This is a genomic window from Octadecabacter temperatus (genome assembly GCF_001187845.1).
Lineage (GTDB): Bacteria > Pseudomonadota > Alphaproteobacteria > Rhodobacterales > Rhodobacteraceae > Octadecabacter > Octadecabacter temperatus.
The window spans coordinates 1,652,429-1,669,387 of sequence record NZ_CP012160.1 but is presented as its reverse complement, the minus strand read 5'-3'; the positions used below and the strand labels follow the sequence as shown (position 1 = coordinate 1,669,387).

Annotated in this window: 20 protein-coding genes; 6 read left to right on the top strand and 14 right to left on the bottom strand. The window is 54.9% G+C overall.

Going from position 1 to position 16,959, the window contains the following annotated elements; translation table 11 throughout:
* Positions 1 to 35 precede the first annotated feature (35 nt).
* Complete coding sequence (locus OSB_RS08350; RefSeq protein ID WP_049834559.1) at positions 36 to 1,538, bottom strand: CoA-acylating methylmalonate-semialdehyde dehydrogenase; 1,503 nt, start codon at positions 1,536 to 1,538, stop codon at positions 36 to 38.
* A 105-nt stretch (positions 1,539 to 1,643) separates the two neighbouring features.
* Between OSB_RS08350 and OSB_RS08345 the strand changes: the two genes are divergently transcribed.
* From OSB_RS08345 to coaD, 3 genes are all read left to right on the top strand, one after another.
* Complete coding sequence (locus OSB_RS08345) at positions 1,644 to 2,525, top strand: LysR family transcriptional regulator (protein WP_049834558.1); 882 nt, start codon at positions 1,644 to 1,646, stop codon at positions 2,523 to 2,525.
* 52 nt (positions 2,526 to 2,577) lie between these two features.
* Positions 2,578 to 3,015: a CBS domain-containing protein gene (locus OSB_RS08340; protein WP_049834557.1), complete on the top strand. Its 438-nt coding sequence runs from the start codon at positions 2,578 to 2,580 to the stop codon at positions 3,013 to 3,015.
* Between the two features lie 62 nt (positions 3,016 to 3,077).
* A complete protein-coding gene (gene coaD, locus OSB_RS08335) occupies positions 3,078 to 3,572 on the top strand; it encodes a pantetheine-phosphate adenylyltransferase (protein ID WP_049834556.1) in 495 nt (164 codons plus the stop codon).
* Positions 3,573 to 3,579: 7 nt separating this feature from the next.
* On the opposite strand, the gene OSB_RS08330 is transcribed toward coaD, so the two are convergent.
* From OSB_RS08330 to gap (OSB_RS08315), 6 genes are all read right to left on the bottom strand, one after another.
* Entirely contained in the window at positions 3,580 to 4,050 is a 471-nt protein-coding gene (locus OSB_RS08330; RefSeq protein ID WP_049834555.1) for a hypothetical protein, read from the bottom strand.
* 100 nt (positions 4,051 to 4,150) lie between these two features.
* Entirely contained in the window at positions 4,151 to 4,312 is a 162-nt protein-coding gene (locus OSB_RS16775; RefSeq protein ID WP_169750364.1) for a hypothetical protein, read from the bottom strand.
* Positions 4,313 to 4,491: 179 nt separating this feature from the next.
* Positions 4,492 to 5,496, bottom strand: coding sequence for a type I glyceraldehyde-3-phosphate dehydrogenase (gap, locus tag OSB_RS08325; RefSeq protein ID WP_049834554.1), 1,005 nt, complete (start codon positions 5,494 to 5,496; stop codon positions 4,492 to 4,494).
* Between the two features lie 103 nt (positions 5,497 to 5,599).
* Positions 5,600 to 5,743 (bottom strand): glyceraldehyde-3-phosphate dehydrogenase, encoded by a 144-nt coding sequence (locus OSB_RS16605; RefSeq protein ID WP_143831227.1) that lies wholly within the window; start codon positions 5,741 to 5,743, stop codon positions 5,600 to 5,602.
* The gene (locus tag OSB_RS08320) at positions 5,740 to 6,261 is read right to left on the bottom strand and encodes a hypothetical protein (protein WP_049834553.1); all 522 of its coding nucleotides are present in this window, start codon (positions 6,259 to 6,261) and stop codon (positions 5,740 to 5,742) included. Before OSB_RS08320 ends, OSB_RS16605 begins: the two co-directional genes overlap by 4 nt.
* Before the next feature lie 57 nt (positions 6,262 to 6,318).
* The gene (gap, locus tag OSB_RS08315; RefSeq protein ID WP_049834552.1) at positions 6,319 to 7,320 is read right to left on the bottom strand and encodes a type I glyceraldehyde-3-phosphate dehydrogenase; all 1,002 of its coding nucleotides are present in this window, start codon (positions 7,318 to 7,320) and stop codon (positions 6,319 to 6,321) included.
* Positions 7,321 to 7,589: 269 nt separating this feature from the next.
* Between gap (OSB_RS08315) and OSB_RS08310 the strand changes: the two genes are divergently transcribed.
* Entirely contained in the window at positions 7,590 to 8,567 is a 978-nt protein-coding gene (locus OSB_RS08310; protein ID WP_049834551.1) for a DUF808 domain-containing protein, read from the top strand.
* 1 nt (position 8,568) lies between these two features.
* Here the strand turns inward: OSB_RS08310 and OSB_RS08305 are convergent, their stop codons facing one another.
* Both OSB_RS08305 and tkt read right to left on the bottom strand, forming a co-directional pair.
* Positions 8,569 to 9,183 carry a DUF4329 domain-containing protein gene (locus OSB_RS08305; RefSeq protein ID WP_049834550.1) on the bottom strand — a complete coding sequence of 205 codons (615 nt, stop codon included), beginning with the start codon at positions 9,181 to 9,183 and terminating at the stop codon, positions 8,569 to 8,571.
* 106 nt (positions 9,184 to 9,289) lie between these two features.
* Positions 9,290 to 11,311 (bottom strand): transketolase, encoded by a 2,022-nt coding sequence (gene tkt, locus OSB_RS08300; protein ID WP_049834549.1) that lies wholly within the window; start codon positions 11,309 to 11,311, stop codon positions 9,290 to 9,292.
* 255 nt (positions 11,312 to 11,566) lie between these two features.
* On the opposite strand from tkt, the gene OSB_RS08295 reads away from it, so the two are divergent.
* Complete coding sequence (locus OSB_RS08295; RefSeq protein ID WP_049834548.1) at positions 11,567 to 12,076, top strand: hypothetical protein; 510 nt, start codon at positions 11,567 to 11,569, stop codon at positions 12,074 to 12,076.
* Positions 12,063 to 12,452: a cell division protein ZapA gene (locus OSB_RS08290; RefSeq protein WP_049834547.1), complete on the top strand. Its 390-nt coding sequence runs from the start codon at positions 12,063 to 12,065 to the stop codon at positions 12,450 to 12,452. Before OSB_RS08295 ends, OSB_RS08290 begins: the two co-directional genes overlap by 14 nt.
* A gap of 61 nt (positions 12,453 to 12,513) precedes the next feature.
* Here the strand turns inward: OSB_RS08290 and grxD are convergent, their stop codons facing one another.
* The 5 genes from grxD to OSB_RS08265 all read right to left on the bottom strand — a co-directional run bounded on the left by grxD (position 12,514) and on the right by OSB_RS08265 (position 16,809).
* Entirely contained in the window at positions 12,514 to 12,873 is a 360-nt protein-coding gene (gene grxD / locus OSB_RS08285) for a Grx4 family monothiol glutaredoxin (RefSeq protein WP_049834546.1), read from the bottom strand.
* Positions 12,874 to 12,876: 3 nt separating this feature from the next.
* The gene (locus OSB_RS08280; RefSeq protein WP_049834545.1) at positions 12,877 to 13,068 is read right to left on the bottom strand and encodes an HAD family hydrolase; all 192 of its coding nucleotides are present in this window, start codon (positions 13,066 to 13,068) and stop codon (positions 12,877 to 12,879) included.
* Positions 13,068 to 13,304 (bottom strand): BolA family protein, encoded by a 237-nt coding sequence (locus OSB_RS08275; protein ID WP_049834544.1) that lies wholly within the window; start codon positions 13,302 to 13,304, stop codon positions 13,068 to 13,070. Before OSB_RS08275 ends, OSB_RS08280 begins: the two co-directional genes overlap by 1 nt.
* A 103-nt stretch (positions 13,305 to 13,407) precedes the next feature.
* Positions 13,408 to 15,567 (bottom strand): phosphoribosylformylglycinamidine synthase subunit PurL, encoded by a 2,160-nt coding sequence (gene purL, locus OSB_RS08270; protein ID WP_049834543.1) that lies wholly within the window; start codon positions 15,565 to 15,567, stop codon positions 13,408 to 13,410.
* Positions 15,568 to 15,897: 330 nt separating this feature from the next.
* Positions 15,898 to 16,809, bottom strand: coding sequence for a LysR family transcriptional regulator (locus OSB_RS08265; protein ID WP_049834542.1), 912 nt, complete (start codon positions 16,807 to 16,809; stop codon positions 15,898 to 15,900).
* Positions 16,810 to 16,959: the final 150 nt, after the last annotated feature.

The following is a 16,959-nucleotide window of genomic DNA, read 5'->3' as shown; positions in this document are numbered from 1 at the left end:
GGCACATATTTGATCAAAAGGTCAAGACGTTGGGGTTAGTCCATGGCCTTAAAGTTAAACTCGCCGCCTTCTTTAATGCCTGATGGCCAACGGGATGTGACCGTCTTCGTGCGTGTGTAGAACTTAAACGCATCAGGGCCGTGCTGGTTTAAATCGCCAAAGGCGGATTTTTTCCAGCCGCCAAACGTGTGGTAGGCGAGGGGCACAGGAATTGGCACGTTAACACCAACCATGCCGACATTTACGCGGCTGGCAAAATTGCGTGCTGCGTCGCCGTCACGTGTAAAGATCGCGGTGCCATTGCCCATTTCATGATCCATCGCGAGACCAAGGGCCTCTTCGTAGGAACCGGCACGTACGCAGGACAGGACAGGTCCGAAGATCTCTTTTTGGTAGATTTCCATGTCGGGTGTGACGCGGTCAAACAGGTGTGGGCCAACGAAGAAGCCGTCCTCGTAGCCCTGTAAATTGAAGTTACGACCATCAACCACTAGTTCGGCACCAGCTTCTACACCGCCTTCTACCATTCTGAGAATGTTGGCTTTTGCAGCAGCAGTGACGACAGGACCGTAATCAACATCAGCGTCGGCTGTGTAGGGGCCAACGCGCAGCTTATCGATGCGTGGAATTAGTTCTTCGATCAGGCGATCAGCCGTTTCATCACCCACTGGAACGGCAACGGAAATCGCCATGCAGCGTTCGCCCGCAGCGCCGTAACCAGCACCAACAAGTGCATCAGCGGCCAAGGCCATATCAGCGTCGGGCATGATAATCATGTGGTTCTTTGCGCCACCGAAGCACTGCACGCGCTTGCCGTTGGAACAACCACGACCGTAAATGTATTCCGCAATCGGGGTCGAGCCGACAAAACCGACAGATTGGATCACTTCGTTATCAAGGATCGCGTCGACGCTTTCCTTATCGCCGTTCACGACCTGAATGATGCCCGCAGGAAGGCCCGCTTCTTCAAGAAGTTCGGCAAGCATCAAGGGAACGGATGGATCACGCTCGGATGGTTTAAGAATGAAGGCGTTGCCGCAGGCGATTGCAGGGGCGAACATCCACATCGGGATCATGGCAGGGAAGTTAAATGGTGTAATTCCTGCAGTGACACCAAGAGCTTGGCGCATAGAGTAGATGTCGATGCCCGGACCAGCACCGTCAGTGTATTCACCTTTCAGAAGCTCTGGTGCGCCTATGCAGTATTCCACAACTTCGAGACCACGCTGAACGTCGCCTTTTGCGTCTGGCAGCGTTTTACCGTGCTCGCGGGACAGGGCCTCGGCCAATTTGTCCATGTCGCGGTTCAGCAAACCAACAAAGGCCATCATCACACGTGCACGACGCTGCGGGTTCGTTGCGGCCCATGCTGGCTGTGCTTTGGCTGCGATTTCAACCGCTTGATCCAGTTCAGAGACAGAGGCGAGCGGTACTTTGGCTTGCACTTCGCCCGTAGCTGGGTTGAAGACGTCCGCGAAACGGCCGGACGTTCCTTTGACGTGTGCGCCGCCGATGTAATGGGTGAGTTCTGTGGTCATGTTCGCCTCCCAGCGTTTACCAGTGTTAGCTGCAGCATAGCCTTGCGTTTTCGCCTGTTAAAGCGTCAGTATGGCAAATTCATTTTGCAAAAATGCAGGGCAGCCATGGCGAGTTGGGACGATATGCGGGTGTTTTTGGCGGTGGCGCGGGCAGAAAGCCTGAGCCGCGCGGCGCCGACGTTGCGAATGGACGCAGCCACAGTCGGGCGGCGCATCGCACGGCTAGAGGCGGGACTTGGGGCGGCGTTGTTCGTAAAATCCCCGCAAGGATATGCATTAACCGACCTCGGGGTCCGCATGCGGGACCATGCGGCTGATGCCGAGGCGTCGTTGAGCCAAGCGATTGAAGAAGCGCAGGGGGATCAGGCGGGATTAACGGGGCAAATCCGAATTGGCGCGCCGGATGGCGCCGCGAATTACTTGTTACCACAGGTTTGCGCTGCGATTTCTGCCGAGAACCCAGGCCTCGAAATTCAGGTGCTTGCGTTGCCCCGTGTGGTGAACCTGTCTAAACGAGAGGCCGATATGGCCATCACGGTGTCGCGCCCACAAGCGGGGCGACTAACTGTGCAAAAGGTCAGTGACTATCGACTTCACCTCGCCGCGCCCAAGGGGGAAACGATTGAGAAGATGGATGACCTGAAACAGCATCGCATCGTTGGCTACATCCCCGATATGATTTTCGACAAGGAATTGGACTACTTGGGCGATCTAGGGGCTGACGGCGTGCAGGTCGCGTCCAATTCGGTTGCGGTGCAGGTCATGGCGCTGCGAAACGGGGCGGGGGTTGGAATTATGCATGATTTCGCACTGCCCTTCGCGCCTGAGTTGAAACGTGTTCTGGTGGAGGAACTGTCTTTGACGCGGTCTTTTTACCTCGTGCGGCACGTCAGTGACCGGTCTTCAGACCGCCTGAGCCGCTTTGCCGCAGCCTTAAATCAAAGGCTTAAGGCCGAGATTGCACGGCTAGAGAGTCTGGTTGCTTGACTCCAACACACGCTGGACGCGACACTTGGACTATAAACAATAGGAGATTGCTATGATCGTATCCCAAATCCTCAAGTCCAAAGGCACAAGCGGCGTCATTACGTTGACCTCAGATGCATCCGTTGCGGATGCTGCAAATATAATGTCGGACAAACGGATTGGTACGATCGTAATCAGCGATGACGGTGGCGCGACGCCTGCTGGTATTCTGTCAGAACGCGATATCGTTCGTGAGCTGGGTAAGCAGGGACCTAGTTGTATGGCGACTGTCGTGAGTGAAATGATGACCAAAAAGCTGATCACATGTAATCCGTCCGACACGTCAGACACCGTCCTGAGCAAGATGACCGAAGGACGTTTTCGCCACATGCCAGTAATGGACGGCGACACGATGGTCGGCCTGATTTCTATCGGCGACGCGGTTAAAGCACGCCTTGCTGAACTGGCAGCGGAACGCGATGCGCTGACTGGAATGGTGATGGGCCACTAGGACGCTTGCATTCTGGTTCGTGTTAGGGTGTCTTGCGCCCCACAATCAAGGTGAGGACTACCATGCGCATTGGGCTTTATCCGGGGACGTTTGATCCCGTCACATTGGGACACGTCGATATTATTCGGCGTGCCTGTTCATTGGTCGACAAGTTGGTCATCGGTGTCGCGATCAATCGTGATAAGGGACCGCTGTTCAGCCTTGAAGAGCGAGTGGCAATGATTGAAGCCGAATGCGCCATTCTGTCTGAGGAAACCGGCTGCGAGATCGTAGCCCATCCGTTTGAGAACCTGTTGATCGATTGCGCCAAAGACGTTGGAGCAGGCATTATTATTCGTGGTTTGCGGGCGGTTGCCGATTTTGAGTATGAATATCAAATGGTTGGCATGAACCGCCAGTTGGATGACACCGTAGAGACAGTGTTCTTGATGGCCGAAGCCCAACACCAAGCGATTGCGTCAAAACTCGTTAAGGAAATCGCGCGGCTCGGGGGGGATGTGTCCAAATTTGTCACCCCGCCTGTACGACGCGCTTTGACGGCTCGATTGAAAAACTAAGGCAAACTTATCCGAAGTGAGTTTGGAATGCGTCCTTCAGTGTATCCGCTGGTGTGACACCGTTGATGAAATGCAACGGCGTTCCGTCGGCATCCAGTAATGCAAGTGTAACGTGCGGCTGGCCCATTCTGCGCTGAAATGCAGCGCCAATTTCGGATTTGATGTTTGCGACAAGATAAATGTACTGTTCATCACAGTCATTTAGGGCTGCGCGCGTTTCGCGTTGGAGCGCCAAACACAGCTGACAAGATGGGTCGTGTATTTGAACAATCGCCGGAGTGCCGGTGCCAATGCGGGTCAGGTCAGCTTCCGCAAGCTTTGATCTGAAATCCAGTGCAAAAAGCGCGCCACCTCCGGCGGCAACAGCGGTTCCGGTTCCATAGAGGGCCAAAGACTGCAAAACGGTTCTGCGTGTCAAAGGTACCTTTTGCGGAACCTGCGTTGATTGTGACCGTTTGGATTTCTTGGATTTTGGCATGTTCTGTCCCTAATTAGACGCGAAACATGCTTCAATTATGTAAATCTATACAATCACAGTCGATCAAGTTTCTGTGTGCAGCGCGTGCCGCACGCATGACTTAACCGTAAACAGCTTTGGCAGCGATCTTCTTCGCGTCTGCTGGGCAAATCCCAAGATCATTGATCGCGAATTCAACTGGCAGGTTTGCAAGTTCGAATTGTGTGCGTTTGAAAGCGGCGCGTTTGGTCAGGCGATCGCGGAGGGTGTTCATAAGTGTCATAGCGTATCCTTTCCATGGATATATGTTTGTCTTGACACCAATCTAGTCATGCTGCGCTGCAGCACTAGCCCTTCGTTTGCGCTAACGGGATTGCGTTCTGTGCATAGGTTCGTTTTCACGGTGCAACAAAAAAGGGCCACCCGATTGGGCGGCCCTTAAAAACATAGACATTTTTGGTGTTACAGAAGTTTGCCCATCGCAACGGCTGTGTCGCCCATGCGGTTAGAAAAGCCCCATTCGTTGTCATACCAAGTCAGGATGCGGCACATTTTGCCTTCCATGACACGGGTTTGTTCTGTGTGGAAGATTGACGAATGTGGGTCATGGTTGAAGTCCGTGGACACCAATTTCTTATCGGTGAAGCCAAGGATACCTTTCAGCGGACCTGCGCCAGCTGCTTTGCGGATGATATCGTTGATTTCTTCAGCACTTGTGTCGCGAGCGGCTTCGAATGTCAGATCAACAACAGAAACGTTCGGCGTTGGAACGCGGATCGCAACGCCGTCGAGTTTGCCGTCCAGTTCAGGCAATACAAGGCCAACGGCCTTAGCCGCACCTGTGGATGTCGGGATCATGGACAAGGCCGCTGCACGTGCGCGGTAAAGGTCACCGTGCATTGTGTCCAATGTTGGCTGATCGCCTGTGTAGCTGTGGATTGTTGTCATGAAGCCTTTGACGATGCCGATTTCATCGTTGAGGACTTTTACAACAGGGGACAGGCAGTTTGTGGTGCAAGACGCGTTAGAGACAACAATGTCGTCTGACGTTAACGTGTTGTCGTTCACACCGAACACGATTGTTTTGTCGGCGTTCTTACCAGGTGCTGAAATCAGCACGCGGGAAGATCCGTTTTCAAGGTGTGCTTGGCACGCTTCTTTTGATGTGAAGATACCGGTACATTCCAGCACGATATCAACGTCGCCCCATGGCAAGTCAGCCGGATTGCGCAGTGCGGTCACTTTCATTGGGCCACGGCCAACGTCAATTGTGTCGTCTGTTGTTGTCACTGGGTGCGGGAAGCGGCCGTGAACTGAATCGTACTGCAACAGGTGTGCGTTTGTCTCGACAGGGCCAAGGTCATTGATTGCGATGACTTCAATGTCTGTGCGGCCAGATTCGATGATGGCGCGCAATACATTGCGTCCGATACGGCCAAAGCCATTGATTGCTACTTTTACGGTCATGGGAGCCTCCAGTTTTGGATCAGCGGGTATGGCAACAACGCGCTGCCACTGTTGGCGCTAACATCCCCAAATCTCAGGAAAGGTCAACCCGTCAGACACGGAACTATCGCCAGATTGCGATCCAGCTCATCAATTCTATGATCTTTCTACCAAGAAATACTCCTGCGTTCAGGTGTAGGACGTAATGGTCCAGCACGAAAAACGCGGCGATCAGCAAGAACAGGATAAAGGCGAGGCGTGTGGTCATGGGCCTAGGCCATACCATTCCCGACCGTCATAGGAAATGAGAACCTCGCCGGTGACGTGATTGTGCTTATAAGACCCTCGCGTTCCATCGTCCGCCAGAATAGTGGCGATTGGATAAAGTGACAGCAGCGCAAGAACACCAAGCATGCGCACAATAAACGCAATCTTTAGTTTTCGCTGTAATGTTCGGATTGCTGAACTTTCTAGTTCCTGCGCAACGAGGCCGTGTCGAATGCTGTTTTGTTGATCTTGATATGAATGACTAGCGTGAACTGGGGACGACGCTATCGTCCTCATTTGGCGAAAGAACTGTGGCGTTCCACCGGCGAGGATAAAGCCAGAAAACAAGATACCCAACACAGGCAAATACCCAAGGCGCGAGAATTCAACATAAGACCAAGTTAAGAACGCGACGGCACTCGCAAAACCGATTGCCACCATAATCCAGCTATTGCGCAGTTTGTTTTCCAGATGGCGTTCGGCCAGGCGGGTTAGATGTTCATTGTATGTCGTATCCACGGAGCGTCCCTTTGGGTCGCACCTGTTGTAGCACCGCGTTTTGGCGAAAGTGTGGCCTTAGTTCAAGCGACCCATGTGCGCCGCAACGTCCGCCATACGAACCGAGAAACCCCACTCGTTGTCGTACCATGCCAGAACGCGTACGGTGCGCCTACCGATGACCTTGGTTTGGTCTGGTGCGAAGATTGAACTTTCAGGTGTGTGGTTGAAGTCGATCGAAACCTTTGGTTCTGGATCATAGGTCATCACCATGCCCATGTGCCCAGCGCAGGCCTCGGCGACGACGGCGTTTACGTCTTCAACGGTCACGTCTTTGGCAGCTTCAAATGTCAGATCAACGGCTGAGACATTCGGCGTTGGAACGCGCAGGGCGGTCCCGTCGAGCTTGCCTTCCATTTCCGGCAGTACAAGCGACAGCGCCTTAGCCGCACCTGTCGATGTTGGGATCATTGCCATGGCCGCAGCGCGGGCGCGGTAGAGGTCTTCGTGGCGGCGGTCCAGTGTTGGCTGGTCGCCAGTGTAGCTGTGGATCGTTGTCATGATGCCGCGCTCAATGCCAATGGCGTCATTCAAGACTTTGGCAAGCGGGGCGAGGCAGTTGGTGGTGCAGGACCCGTTGGACACCATGCGGTGGTCTGCTTGCAGGTCGCGGTGGTTCACGCCGTAGACGATGGTCTTGTCTACATTGCTAGCAGGGGCCGAGATCAGGACTTTGCCTGCGCCGCGTTCGAGGTGAACAGAGGATTTGTGACCGTCGTTAAACTTGCCCGTGCATTCAAGGACGATATCGCAGCCGTCCCAGTCCAACTCTTGTGGGTCATAGGTCGACATAACGTCGATTGGACCGCGCCCAAGGTCGAGTTTGCCGTCATTCACAGTGATGTCGCCAGGGAAGCGGCCGTGAATAGAGTCGTATCGTAGAAGGTGCGCATTGGTTTCAACCGGCCCAGTCGCGTTGATTTTGACAACTTGAATATCGTTGCGTGCACTTTCCGCGATGTGGGAGAGGGTGCAGCGCCCGATGCGGCCAAATCCATTGATACCTACTGTGACGGTCATTGCGCAGTTCCTTATGGCAAGTTGGTTGCGCCTTTCTTAGGGGCGACGTCAGGGTGTACCAAGTCTAAATTGGTGATTTATCAATATGTTAGCGATAACTGTGCCTCGCTGCCGCAGGTTTGCGCTAACAGTTTGCCGCCCTTTGCATAACGTTTGCGCTAACCGTTTGTGTTACCGTTGCGAAAACTTGGGTACTAAGAATCAGCTAGGGTCTTGCAGATACGTCGCTGACCGCTAGGTTCTGCACCAACACAGACTTGGAGACGATGATGAGCGGATTGATTGCCCTGTTGGATGACGTAGCAGCCCTGACACGGATTGCGGCGACCAGTATTGATGATGTGGCAAGCATGGCCGCCAAAGCTGGCACCAAGGCGGCGGGCGTTATCATCGATGATGCGGCTGTTACGCCGAAGTATGTCACAGGGCTGAACCCCAAGCGCGAACTGCCGATCATCTGGAAAATCGCACGGGCATCGTTCTTTAGTAAGCTGGTGATCCTGCTTCCGGTGGCGATGTTGCTGAACTACTTCGCGCCATGGCTGCTGATCCCGTTGTTGATGTTGGGTGGTCTGTATCTGTGCTTTGAGGGTGCTGAGAAGATTTATCATGTCATACGGCCCCATCATGATGCTTACGTTGACGCAGACATGGATGCAGGTGATCCGGCGCATCTGGAAGAAAGCCGTGTTAAAGGGGCAATCAAGACAGACTTCATTCTGTCCGCTGAGATCATGACTATTTCACTGAACAGTATCGTTGCTGAATTTCCTGATGCATCCATTTGGTTGCAAGGGATGACACTGGCTGCGATCGCGGTGGCGATCACCATTGTTGTCTACGGTACGGTCGCGCTGATCGTGAAGATGGATGATGTCGGGGCTTGGTTGGCGTTGAACGCAAAATCAGGCGTAGGCCGCGGCGTTGGCAAAGGCCTTGTGCGCGGGATGCCGCATCTGTTGACGGTCCTGTCTATTGTGGGCACGGCTGCGATGCTTTGGGTTGGTGGATCCATCCTCGTGCACGGGTTGCATGACCCGAATTTCCTTGGGTGGGCGCAGCCTTATAGCTTTATCAAAGATCTGTCGCACAGCATTGCTGGGGACAGTGGTTTTGGGAACTGGGCTGTGACGGCGTTTAGTGATGGGGTTCTTGGTTTGGCTGTTGGCCTGCTGTTGATCCCAGTCGTAACCCGCGTGATTGGGCCGGTTATTGGGTCCTTCACGGGCTCAAAAGCACATCACTAGATCAGAAACCTGCAAACCGTCGTTGTAGTGTTTCAATTGAATAGGACTGGCGAATTCCGGCTTCACCTTGTGGAACGAAGCCGGGGTCCGATGTTACGCAGCGCAAGCCGCAAAGCTGTTGCGTGGATTGGGTTTGGAAGTCTACCAGCCATACCCGGCCTCCAGGCGTTGAGACATAGCCATCAATGCCAAACTGGAAGTCAGACGCGAGGTCGATGACCGATGGAACTTCGTTGTCATAGGCGCGCCCAAACGCACCGTGTGTGTGGTAGCTGGCGATGATGCCTTGTCCTGCACGTGGAATTGGCATGTCGCAACCTGCAAACGATCCCGGGCGGGGCGGCGTGCCCTGTAGCCGGCCAGTACCGTCAATGAAGATGTAGCCACAGTATTCGCGGCGCTCTGCAATTGATTGCGCTTGGATGCTGTCTAGGAAGCCACGTGCGAAATTATCCACGACTGGGCCGCTTGGTGCGTTTGACGGCGCGACGGTGAAGCCAGTGTTATACAGCCGAGGTTGAGACACTTCACCTTTTGGCGAAACCTGACTTTGCGGCACGCCACATGCTGTTAAAGCAAAGGTTGCGGCGGTCATTAAGGCGGTCAGCTTCATCATTCTTCAGCTCCAGTCGGTTCGCGTGAAAGGCTAGCAGAAACGAAAAGGGCCACAATCCCGTGTTAAACACGAAACTGTGGCCCAATTTCTTGTTGCGGTGTTGGCGTTATGCCAGCAGATCGCGAACCTTTTGTGCTGTTGCTTCGGCTGTGATGCCGAACTTTTCAAATAGTTCAGGGGCAGGGGCGGACGCACCAAAGCTGTTCATGCCGACAAAGCCAGCTTTTGCCTCGCGGCCGCGCTCACCCAGCAACCATTTGTCCCAGCCAAGACGTACGCCAGCTTCAATAGCCACGCGCACAGGACCGCCCGGAAGCACGCGCTTGCGGATTGCCGCGTCTTGCGCTTCGAACAGCTCCCAACATGGCATGGACACAACGCGTGTACCGATGCCCTCGGCCTCAAGAATGTCACGGGCTGCCATTGCAACGCTGACTTCAGAACCCGTGGCCATCAAGATCGCCTGACGTTTGCCGTTCTCGGCATCAGCCAAAACGTAAGCACCCTGTGCGGTCATGTTCTTGTTCTTGTGTTCGGTGCGGACAAGCGGAAGGCCCTGACGGGACAGGCACAACACGGACGGTGTTTTCTTGGCCGTCAGTGCGAGTTCCCAAGCTTCCGCAACCTCGACAGTATCCGCAGGGCGGAAGACGTGGGTGTTTGGCGTCGCGCGCAGCATTGCAAGGTGCTCAACAGGCTGGTGTGTTGGGCCATCTTCGCCAAGACCGATTGAATCGTGTGTCATGACGTAAACAGTTGGAACTTCCATCAATGCGGAAAGACGCATCGCGCCGCGTGCGTAGTCGGTGAAGCACATGAATGTGCCGGAGTAGGGGCGAATGCCGCCGTGCAGGACCATACCGTTCATCGCTGCGGCCATACCGTGCTCACGGATTCCGTAGTGGATGAAACGCCCAGCGCGGTTGTCTGGATTGAACACACCCAGATCAGCCGTTTTGGTGTTGTTGGATCCTGTCAGGTCAGCAGAGCCGCCAACCGTTTCCATCATGATCGGGTTCACAATCTCAAGCACCTTTTCAGAGCTTGAACGTGTGGCAACCTTTGCGCCTGCTTCAGACGCCTGCTTTTTGAACGACTTGATCGCTGCGGACAGCTTTTTCGGCGCATCAAGGTTCAGGGCGCGGTTGAATTCGTCCTGCTTAGCCTTTGAGAGCTTATCAAAGCGTGCCTGCCATTCAGCGTGTGCAGCTGCACCGCGCTCGCCCATGGCTTCCCACTGGGATTTTACATCCGCAGGGATTTCAAACGGGGCGTAGTCCCAGCCGTAGCCAGCCTTGGCCGCTTTCATTTGCTCAGCATCCGTCAAAGCGCCGTGGCCTTTGGATGTGTCCTGTGCTGCGTGGCCCAGCGCAATGTGGGTTTTGCAGGAAATCATGGACGGACGTGGGTCAGCCTTGGCTTCAACGATGGCTTTGTCGATGGCGACTGGATCGTGGCCGTCGATTTCAATGACATGCCAACCAGACGCTTCAAAACGTGCGCTTTGGTCGGTGATGTCAGCCAGATCAACGGTGCCGTCGATTGTGATGTTGTTATTGTCAAAGAATACGATCAACGAGCCGAGCTTTTGCATACCTGCAAGGCCGATCGCTTCTTGGGACACGCCTTCCATGAGGCAACCGTCGCCTGCGATGACATATGTGTGGTGGTCTACAACGGCCTTACCGTAGCGCGCACGCAGGATTTCTTCGGCAATTGCGAAGCCAACGGAGTTGGCGATACCCTGACCCAGTGGGCCTGTGGTGGTTTCAATGCCTTCCATGTGGCCGTATTCTGGGTGGCCCGCAGTGCGTGCGCCCCATTGGCGGAAGTCTTTGAGTTGCTGAAGGGTGGCTTGCTCATAGCCTGTCAGGTGCAGCAGCGCGTAGATCAACATAGAACCGTGACCTGCGGACAGGATGAAACGGTCGCGATCCGGCCAGTTCGGGGCCTTCGGGTCAAAACGCAGATGCTTTTCGTAAAGAACAGTCGCGACATCTGCCATGCCCATCGGCATACCAGAGTGGCCGGAATTGGCGGCGGCGACGCCGTCAAGCGCGAGGGTACGGATCGCGGTTGCGCGCATCCAGTGCTCGGGGTGGGCTTTACGTAGGGCTTGGATGTCCATGAGCGCGGTCCTTTGGGCTGCAATGTTTGGTGTTAAGGAGGTCATAACAGGGCGGCCCCCAAGATCAAGGCGGCACTGCAACTGCATGAAAACTGCAACGTAGCGTTCTGAAATCGCGTAATTTTCGGCGTTTGCTGCCTAGGGCTGCATGGCTTAGGCTTTGATGAACTGGGCGCGATTCGAAATGCAAAGCCCGATGGTGGCGGCAATTAGGGTGATCTGTTTGATCCTCTGAAAGCTGGAAAGGACAGGCAGATGAGCGAACTTCCCGAACTTGAAACCCGGATCATGGCCGCATTGGAGCGGATCAAAGCCGGTGTTGGTGCGCAAACTGCGTCAGACCCAACGAGCGATGTGGATGCAAGCGCCCTTGAAGCGCAAGTGTCTGAGCTGACCAATAAGCTCGACGAAGAGAAAACGGCGAATTCCCAGCTTGAAGAGCGCGTGAAGCTTCTAAAGGAACGTCAGGACGGCAAGCTCGCCGAACTGGAAAGCAACGTTGACGCAGGGCGTGCGCGGTCGTCACGTATGGATCGTGAGTTGCAACGCCTACGCCAAGTGAATGCTGAGCTGCGCGATATCAACGGCCAGCTGCGCGAAGCTCTGTCTGAAGGCGTAAGCGAGCCGCATCTGGTGAACAAAGCCATGCTTGCCGAACTCGAAGCGCTGCGCGCCACCCGCGCCGCAGACGCCGCCGAGATGGATGCGATACTAGAAGAACTGACGCCGATCATTGAACGGGAGGCCGCAGATGCCACAGGTTGAAATCACAATCGGAGGTCGCAGCTTTGAGGTCGCGTGCCAAGAGGGCGAAGAACAGTTCTTGATGACGGCCGCCGCGATGCTGGACGTCGAGGCATCGTCACTGTCGACCCAAGTTGGACGCATGCCGGAAAGTCGCATGTTGCTGATGGCAGGCCTGTTGTTGGCAGACCGCACGGCGGGGCTTGAGGACAAAGTACGGATTGCTGAAGGCAAGCTGGCGCAAGTTCAAGCGCAGCTTGAAACCGCAAGCTCACAGGGAAAAGTGGAACGCGTCGAGGTTCCGGTAATTCCCGAGGGTTTCGCTGATACAATGTCGGAAATTGCGAAACGCGCAGAAGCGATCGCGGATGACGTGGAAAGCCGCGCGGCGGGCTAAACCAACGTCATTAAAAGATATTTACGGGCAAATCCTATGACAGGATTTGCCCGCTTTTCGTTTAACCGTTGGCTTCGCGGATCTTGTCTGCGGCTTCTTTGTCGTATGTCACGCCGTTCTCAGTGAACAATGTGTCCAGCTCGCCAGACAGGGTCATCTCGGTAATGATGTCGCAACCGCCAACGAATTCGCCTTTGACGTAAAGCTGCGGAATTGTTGGCCAGTCGGAGTAATCCTTGATGCCTTGGCGCATGTCTTCGTCAGCCAGCACGTTCACATCGGCGAACTCAACGCCCATGAAGTTCAAAACGCCAGCCACGCGGGATGAAAACCCACACTGTGGCATGGATTTCGTGCCTTTCATAAAGAGCACAACATCGTTGGCGGTGACGGTGTCTTTGATTTGTGTTTCAGCGGTCATGTTTTAGTCCTTATTCCGGGCGATCTGTTGATTGGCGCGAGTGATGTCGAGTTCTTCCATCCCCGTAAAACCTCTAAGGGTTTTCGGGTCCGGTTTCATATGGCTTAGCGGTTTACGGTGGCGGTTGGCGTACCAATCGTCGGCTAATATCCCTAACACGAGGATCATACCGCCGAATGTCAGCCAGCCAAGCATTACTCAGGGACCTTGGTAGTCAGCGCAAGTGCGTGCAGGTCTCCGTTTGATCCGTCCATTTTGCCTTTCAACGCAGCGTAAACGGCGCGTTGTTGTTGAACGCGGTTTTTGCCTGCGAAACTGGCGTCGATCACTTCGGCTGCGAAATGTGCGCCGTCGTCGCCTTGCACTGTGATTTGTGCGTCGGGGAAGGCATCGCGCAGGAGCGTTTCGATTTCTGGGGCAGAGATGGGCATATGGTATTCCTTTGGGTTCCTTAGAACCTAGGGCGCGGGCGCGCTGCGTTCAAGGGCGGGGTCTGTTGTAACCGCCCCGTTCTCACGGGGCGCTTTACCTAGATTACGCGAATGTTTCGGCGAAGGTTGAACGGAATGTCGCCGCGAGGTCTGCAAGCGGCGCGCTGGCCTCGCCCATCGTCACATCATCACCACCGAATTTACCGACTGTTTGGATGGAAACGCCTGCTTTGCCTGCCTCGATCATCAGGTGCTCCGCTTTATCAAAGCAACAGGCGATGAGGTAACGCGCTTGGTCTTCGCCAAACAGTTCCGCAGTGTCTGCGCTATCAAGCTGGATACCAGTCTCGGCGGCTTCGGCCATCTCGAAGGCTGCCAAAGCAAGGCCACCATCTGCGAGGTCAGTACAGGCGTCGATCCATTCCGCGTTGGCGCGGATGAAATCACCATTCAGCTTTTCCGCTGCAAGGTCGACGTTTGGCGCGTCACCGTCTTCACGGTTGAAGACTTCTGCGAGGAGGGCGGATTGGCCAAGGTGCGTGCCAGTTTCGCCAACCATCAACAGCACGTGGCCTTCGCGCGCCGTGCCTGCAATCAGATCGTCCGCGTTTTTCAACAGGCCGACAGCGCCGATTGTTGGCGTTGGCAGAATGCCTGTGCCGTCTGTTTCGTTGTACAGAGACACGTTGCCGGACACGATTGGCATGTCGAGCGCGATACACGCCGCACCGATACCTTTGATCGCGCCAACAAATTGTCCCATGATTTCAGGCTTTTCCGGGTTGCCGAAGTTCATGTTGTCGGTTGTCGCCAATGGGGTTGCCCCCACGGATGTGAGGTTGCGATACGCTTCGGCAACGGCCTGAGCACCGCCCATTTCTGGGTTCGCTTTGACGTAGCGCGGCGTCACATCGGAGGTGAACGCCAACGCTTTGTCAGTGCCGTGAACACGAACAACACCAGCGCCAAGGCCAGGCGCGCGTACTGTGTCGGCCATGACTTGGCTGTCGTATTGCTCATAAACCCATTGCTTGCCGGCGTAGTTTGGCGCGGCGAGGAGGGCCTTGAGGCCGTCGATGGGGTCGATGCTTGGCACATCTGCCAGCGGTTCAGCCGCAGGTGTTTCCACCCAAGGACGGTCATATTCTGGGGCAGAGCCAGACAGGGTTGCCAGCGGCAGATCGGCTTTTACTTCGCCGTTGTGAAGCACCAAGAAGCGGTCTTCGGCAATGGTTTCACCGACGATTGCAAAGTCGAGGTCCCATTTGATGAACACGGCGCGGGCTTCGGCTTCGAGTTCTGGCTTGAGAACCATCAACATGCGCTCTTGGGATTCCGACAGCATCATCTCATAGGCGGTCATGTTGGTTTCGCGCTGCGGCACGTCTTCAAGGTTCAGCTTAACGCCGAGGCCACCTTTGTCGCCCATTTCAACGGCGGAACAAGTCAGACCAGCCGCGCCCATGTCTTGGATGGAAATAACGGCGCCAGTTGCCATCAACTCCAACGTCGCTTCCATGAGGCGCTTTTCAGTAAAGGGGTCGCCAACTTGAACGGTAGGGCGCTTGTCTTCAATGGTGTCGTCAAATTCAGCAGAGGCCATTGTCGCGCCGCCAACACCATCACGGCCCGTTTTCGCACCAAGGTAAACGACGGGCATGCCAATGCCGGACGCAGCAGAATAGAAAATCTTGTCCGTGTCTGCGAGGCCAGCCGCAAACGCGTTAACCAAGCAGTTGCCGTTATAAGCAGGGTGGAATCGCACTTCGCCACCTACGGTCGGCACACCAAAACAGTTGCCGTAACCGCCAACACCTTCAACAACGCCGTGAACCAACTGGCGGGTTTTGTGGTGGGCTGGTTCGCCGAAGGAGAGTGAGTTCATCGCCGCAATCGGGCGGGCACCCATAGTGAAGACATCGCGCAAGATGCCACCAACGCCTGTCGCTGCGCCTTGGTAAGGTTCGATGTAGGACGGGTGGTTGTGGCTTTCCATTTTGAAAACAACACATTGGCCGTCACCAATGTCGACGATACCCGCGTTTTCACCTGGGCCGCAGACGACCTGTGGGCCCTCAGTGGGCAGGGTGCGCAGCCATTTTTTGGAGGACTTATAAGAGCAATGCTCGTTCCACATCGCAGAGAAGATCCCCAACTCGGTGAAAGTCGGCTCACGTCCGATGATTTCCAAAATCCGGTCGTATTCGGATGGGGACAACCCGTGGGCTGAAATCAGGTCGGTTGTGATGGCTGGCTCTTGCATGTTGGTCCCCTAAAATGCTTGGGCGTCCTTTACGGCAAGGCGGGACTGGGTTCAACGGCGCTTAACGCTCATTAAAGGTATAACGCGCAAGATTGCATGCGTCAGGCACGATCAGGACGGATTGAATTTTTGGGGAGGCCTAGAAAAAGAAACGCCGGGCACTAGGCCTGGCAAAGTCCAACAGGGAGGTATAAAGAGGCAACGCCTCTCTATGCATGTACAATTAATGGGCAGGGTTGAGTCGATCAAGATCAAACGGCCGCTATTAGCGCAATCCCGCTATGCGTGTGGCGCATGGGTAACGCTGGGGGAATGTGCATTTCAATAGGGTTAACCGAGAACAGATTCACCGTCGCGGATGCGTCTTCGGTGGGCGATAATCTCATCCTGAACGAAATCGCGGAAGGCCATGATGCGTTTGGATTGGCGCAATTCCTCAGGATAGGCAAGGAAAACAGGTACTTCGCCGCTTTCGACCTCGGGCAAGACCCGCACGAGGTTCGGGAAGTCCTCGATGACATAGTCGGGCATAACACCGATACCGAGGTCAGACAAAACGGCCTGCAACACGCCAAAATAGTTATTCACGTGCAAAAGGTTTGGTTTGTCGTGGGCAAGCAGTTGTTCAACCAGTGTGGCGCCAGCGGCCACTTGGAACGCGCTGGGGCTTTGGCAAATGAGGCGGTGCTTGCCGATATCTTCCATGTGCTCGAGCGTGCCGACACGGTCGAGGTAGGCTTGGGATGCGTACAGACGCATGCGCACCGTCATAAGCTTCTTGCGGATCAGGTCGGCTTGGGATGGCTCTTTCATGCGGATGGCAACGTCGGCCTCGCGCATTGGAAGGTCGAGCACGCGTTCTTCCAACATCAGGTCGATGTTGAGGTCTGGGTACTTTTCATAAAGCGCGGGTAGGCGCGGCGCGAGCCAAAGTGTGCCGAAGCCAGTCGTTGTGGTGACTTTAAGTTCACCAAACACTTCTTCCGCGCTGTCTTTGATACGTGCGCTGGCTGCATCTAACCTGCGGGACATGGATTTGGTGGCATCAAACAGCAGCTCACCCTGTTCTGTTAGGATTAGGCCGCGGGCATGACGGTGAAATAGAATGGTCGAAAGTGATTCCTCAAGCGCGCGAATTTGGCGCGACACCGCAGATTGGGACAAATGAAGCGTCTCACCGGCGTGGGTTAGGGAACCCGCGTCAGCGACCGCGTGAAATATTCTTAGCTTATCCCAGTCCATTCGGTATCCTTGCTGCATCTGTTATCGCTCACACCATTCCACTTGTTACCCGCGCTTTATGACTGTTTCAGTTCGTGATGTCAGGCACAAATGCGTTTGGTAGGTCAGGAGTTATGACCTATGGTCAAAAAATAGGCGAAAAATTAGCAG

Bases quoted from the DNA above. Each gene is read 5' to 3' on its own strand.
- OSB_RS08350 (WP_049834559.1), bottom strand. From the start codon at position 1,538: ATGACCACAGAACTCACCCATTACATCGGCGGCGCACACGTCAAAGGA.
- OSB_RS08345 (WP_049834558.1), top strand. From the start codon at position 1,644: ATGGCGAGTTGGGACGATATGCGGGTGTTTTTGGCGGTGGCGCGGGCA.
- OSB_RS08340 (WP_049834557.1), top strand. From the start codon at position 2,578: ATGATCGTATCCCAAATCCTCAAGTCCAAAGGCACAAGCGGCGTCATT.
- coaD (WP_049834556.1), top strand. From the start codon at position 3,078: ATGCGCATTGGGCTTTATCCGGGGACGTTTGATCCCGTCACATTGGGA.
- OSB_RS08330 (WP_049834555.1), bottom strand. From the start codon at position 4,050: ATGCCAAAATCCAAGAAATCCAAACGGTCACAATCAACGCAGGTTCCG.
- OSB_RS16775 (WP_169750364.1), bottom strand. From the start codon at position 4,312: ATGACACTTATGAACACCCTCCGCGATCGCCTGACCAAACGCGCCGCT.
- gap (WP_049834554.1), bottom strand. From the start codon at position 5,496: ATGACCGTAAAAGTAGCAATCAATGGCTTTGGCCGTATCGGACGCAAT.
- OSB_RS16605 (WP_143831227.1), bottom strand. From the start codon at position 5,743: ATGACCACACGCCTCGCCTTTATCCTGTTCTTGCTGATCGCCGCGTTT.
- gap (WP_049834552.1), bottom strand. From the start codon at position 7,320: ATGACCGTCACAGTAGGTATCAATGGATTTGGCCGCATCGGGCGCTGC.
- OSB_RS08310 (WP_049834551.1), top strand. From the start codon at position 7,590: ATGAGCGGATTGATTGCCCTGTTGGATGACGTAGCAGCCCTGACACGG.
- OSB_RS08305 (WP_049834550.1), bottom strand. From the start codon at position 9,183: ATGATGAAGCTGACCGCCTTAATGACCGCCGCAACCTTTGCTTTAACA.
- tkt (WP_049834549.1), bottom strand. From the start codon at position 11,311: ATGGACATCCAAGCCCTACGTAAAGCCCACCCCGAGCACTGGATGCGC.
- OSB_RS08295 (WP_049834548.1), top strand. From the start codon at position 11,567: ATGAGCGAACTTCCCGAACTTGAAACCCGGATCATGGCCGCATTGGAG.
- OSB_RS08290 (WP_049834547.1), top strand. From the start codon at position 12,063: ATGCCACAGGTTGAAATCACAATCGGAGGTCGCAGCTTTGAGGTCGCG.
- grxD (WP_049834546.1), bottom strand. From the start codon at position 12,873: ATGACCGCTGAAACACAAATCAAAGACACCGTCACCGCCAACGATGTT.
- OSB_RS08280 (WP_049834545.1), bottom strand. From the start codon at position 13,068: ATGCTTGGCTGGCTGACATTCGGCGGTATGATCCTCGTGTTAGGGATA.
- OSB_RS08275 (WP_049834544.1), bottom strand. From the start codon at position 13,304: ATGCCCATCTCTGCCCCAGAAATCGAAACGCTCCTGCGCGATGCCTTC.
- purL (WP_049834543.1), bottom strand. From the start codon at position 15,567: ATGCAAGAGCCAGCCATCACAACCGACCTGATTTCAGCCCACGGGTTG.
- OSB_RS08265 (WP_049834542.1), bottom strand. From the start codon at position 16,809: ATGGACTGGGATAAGCTAAGAATATTTCACGCGGTCGCTGACGCGGGT.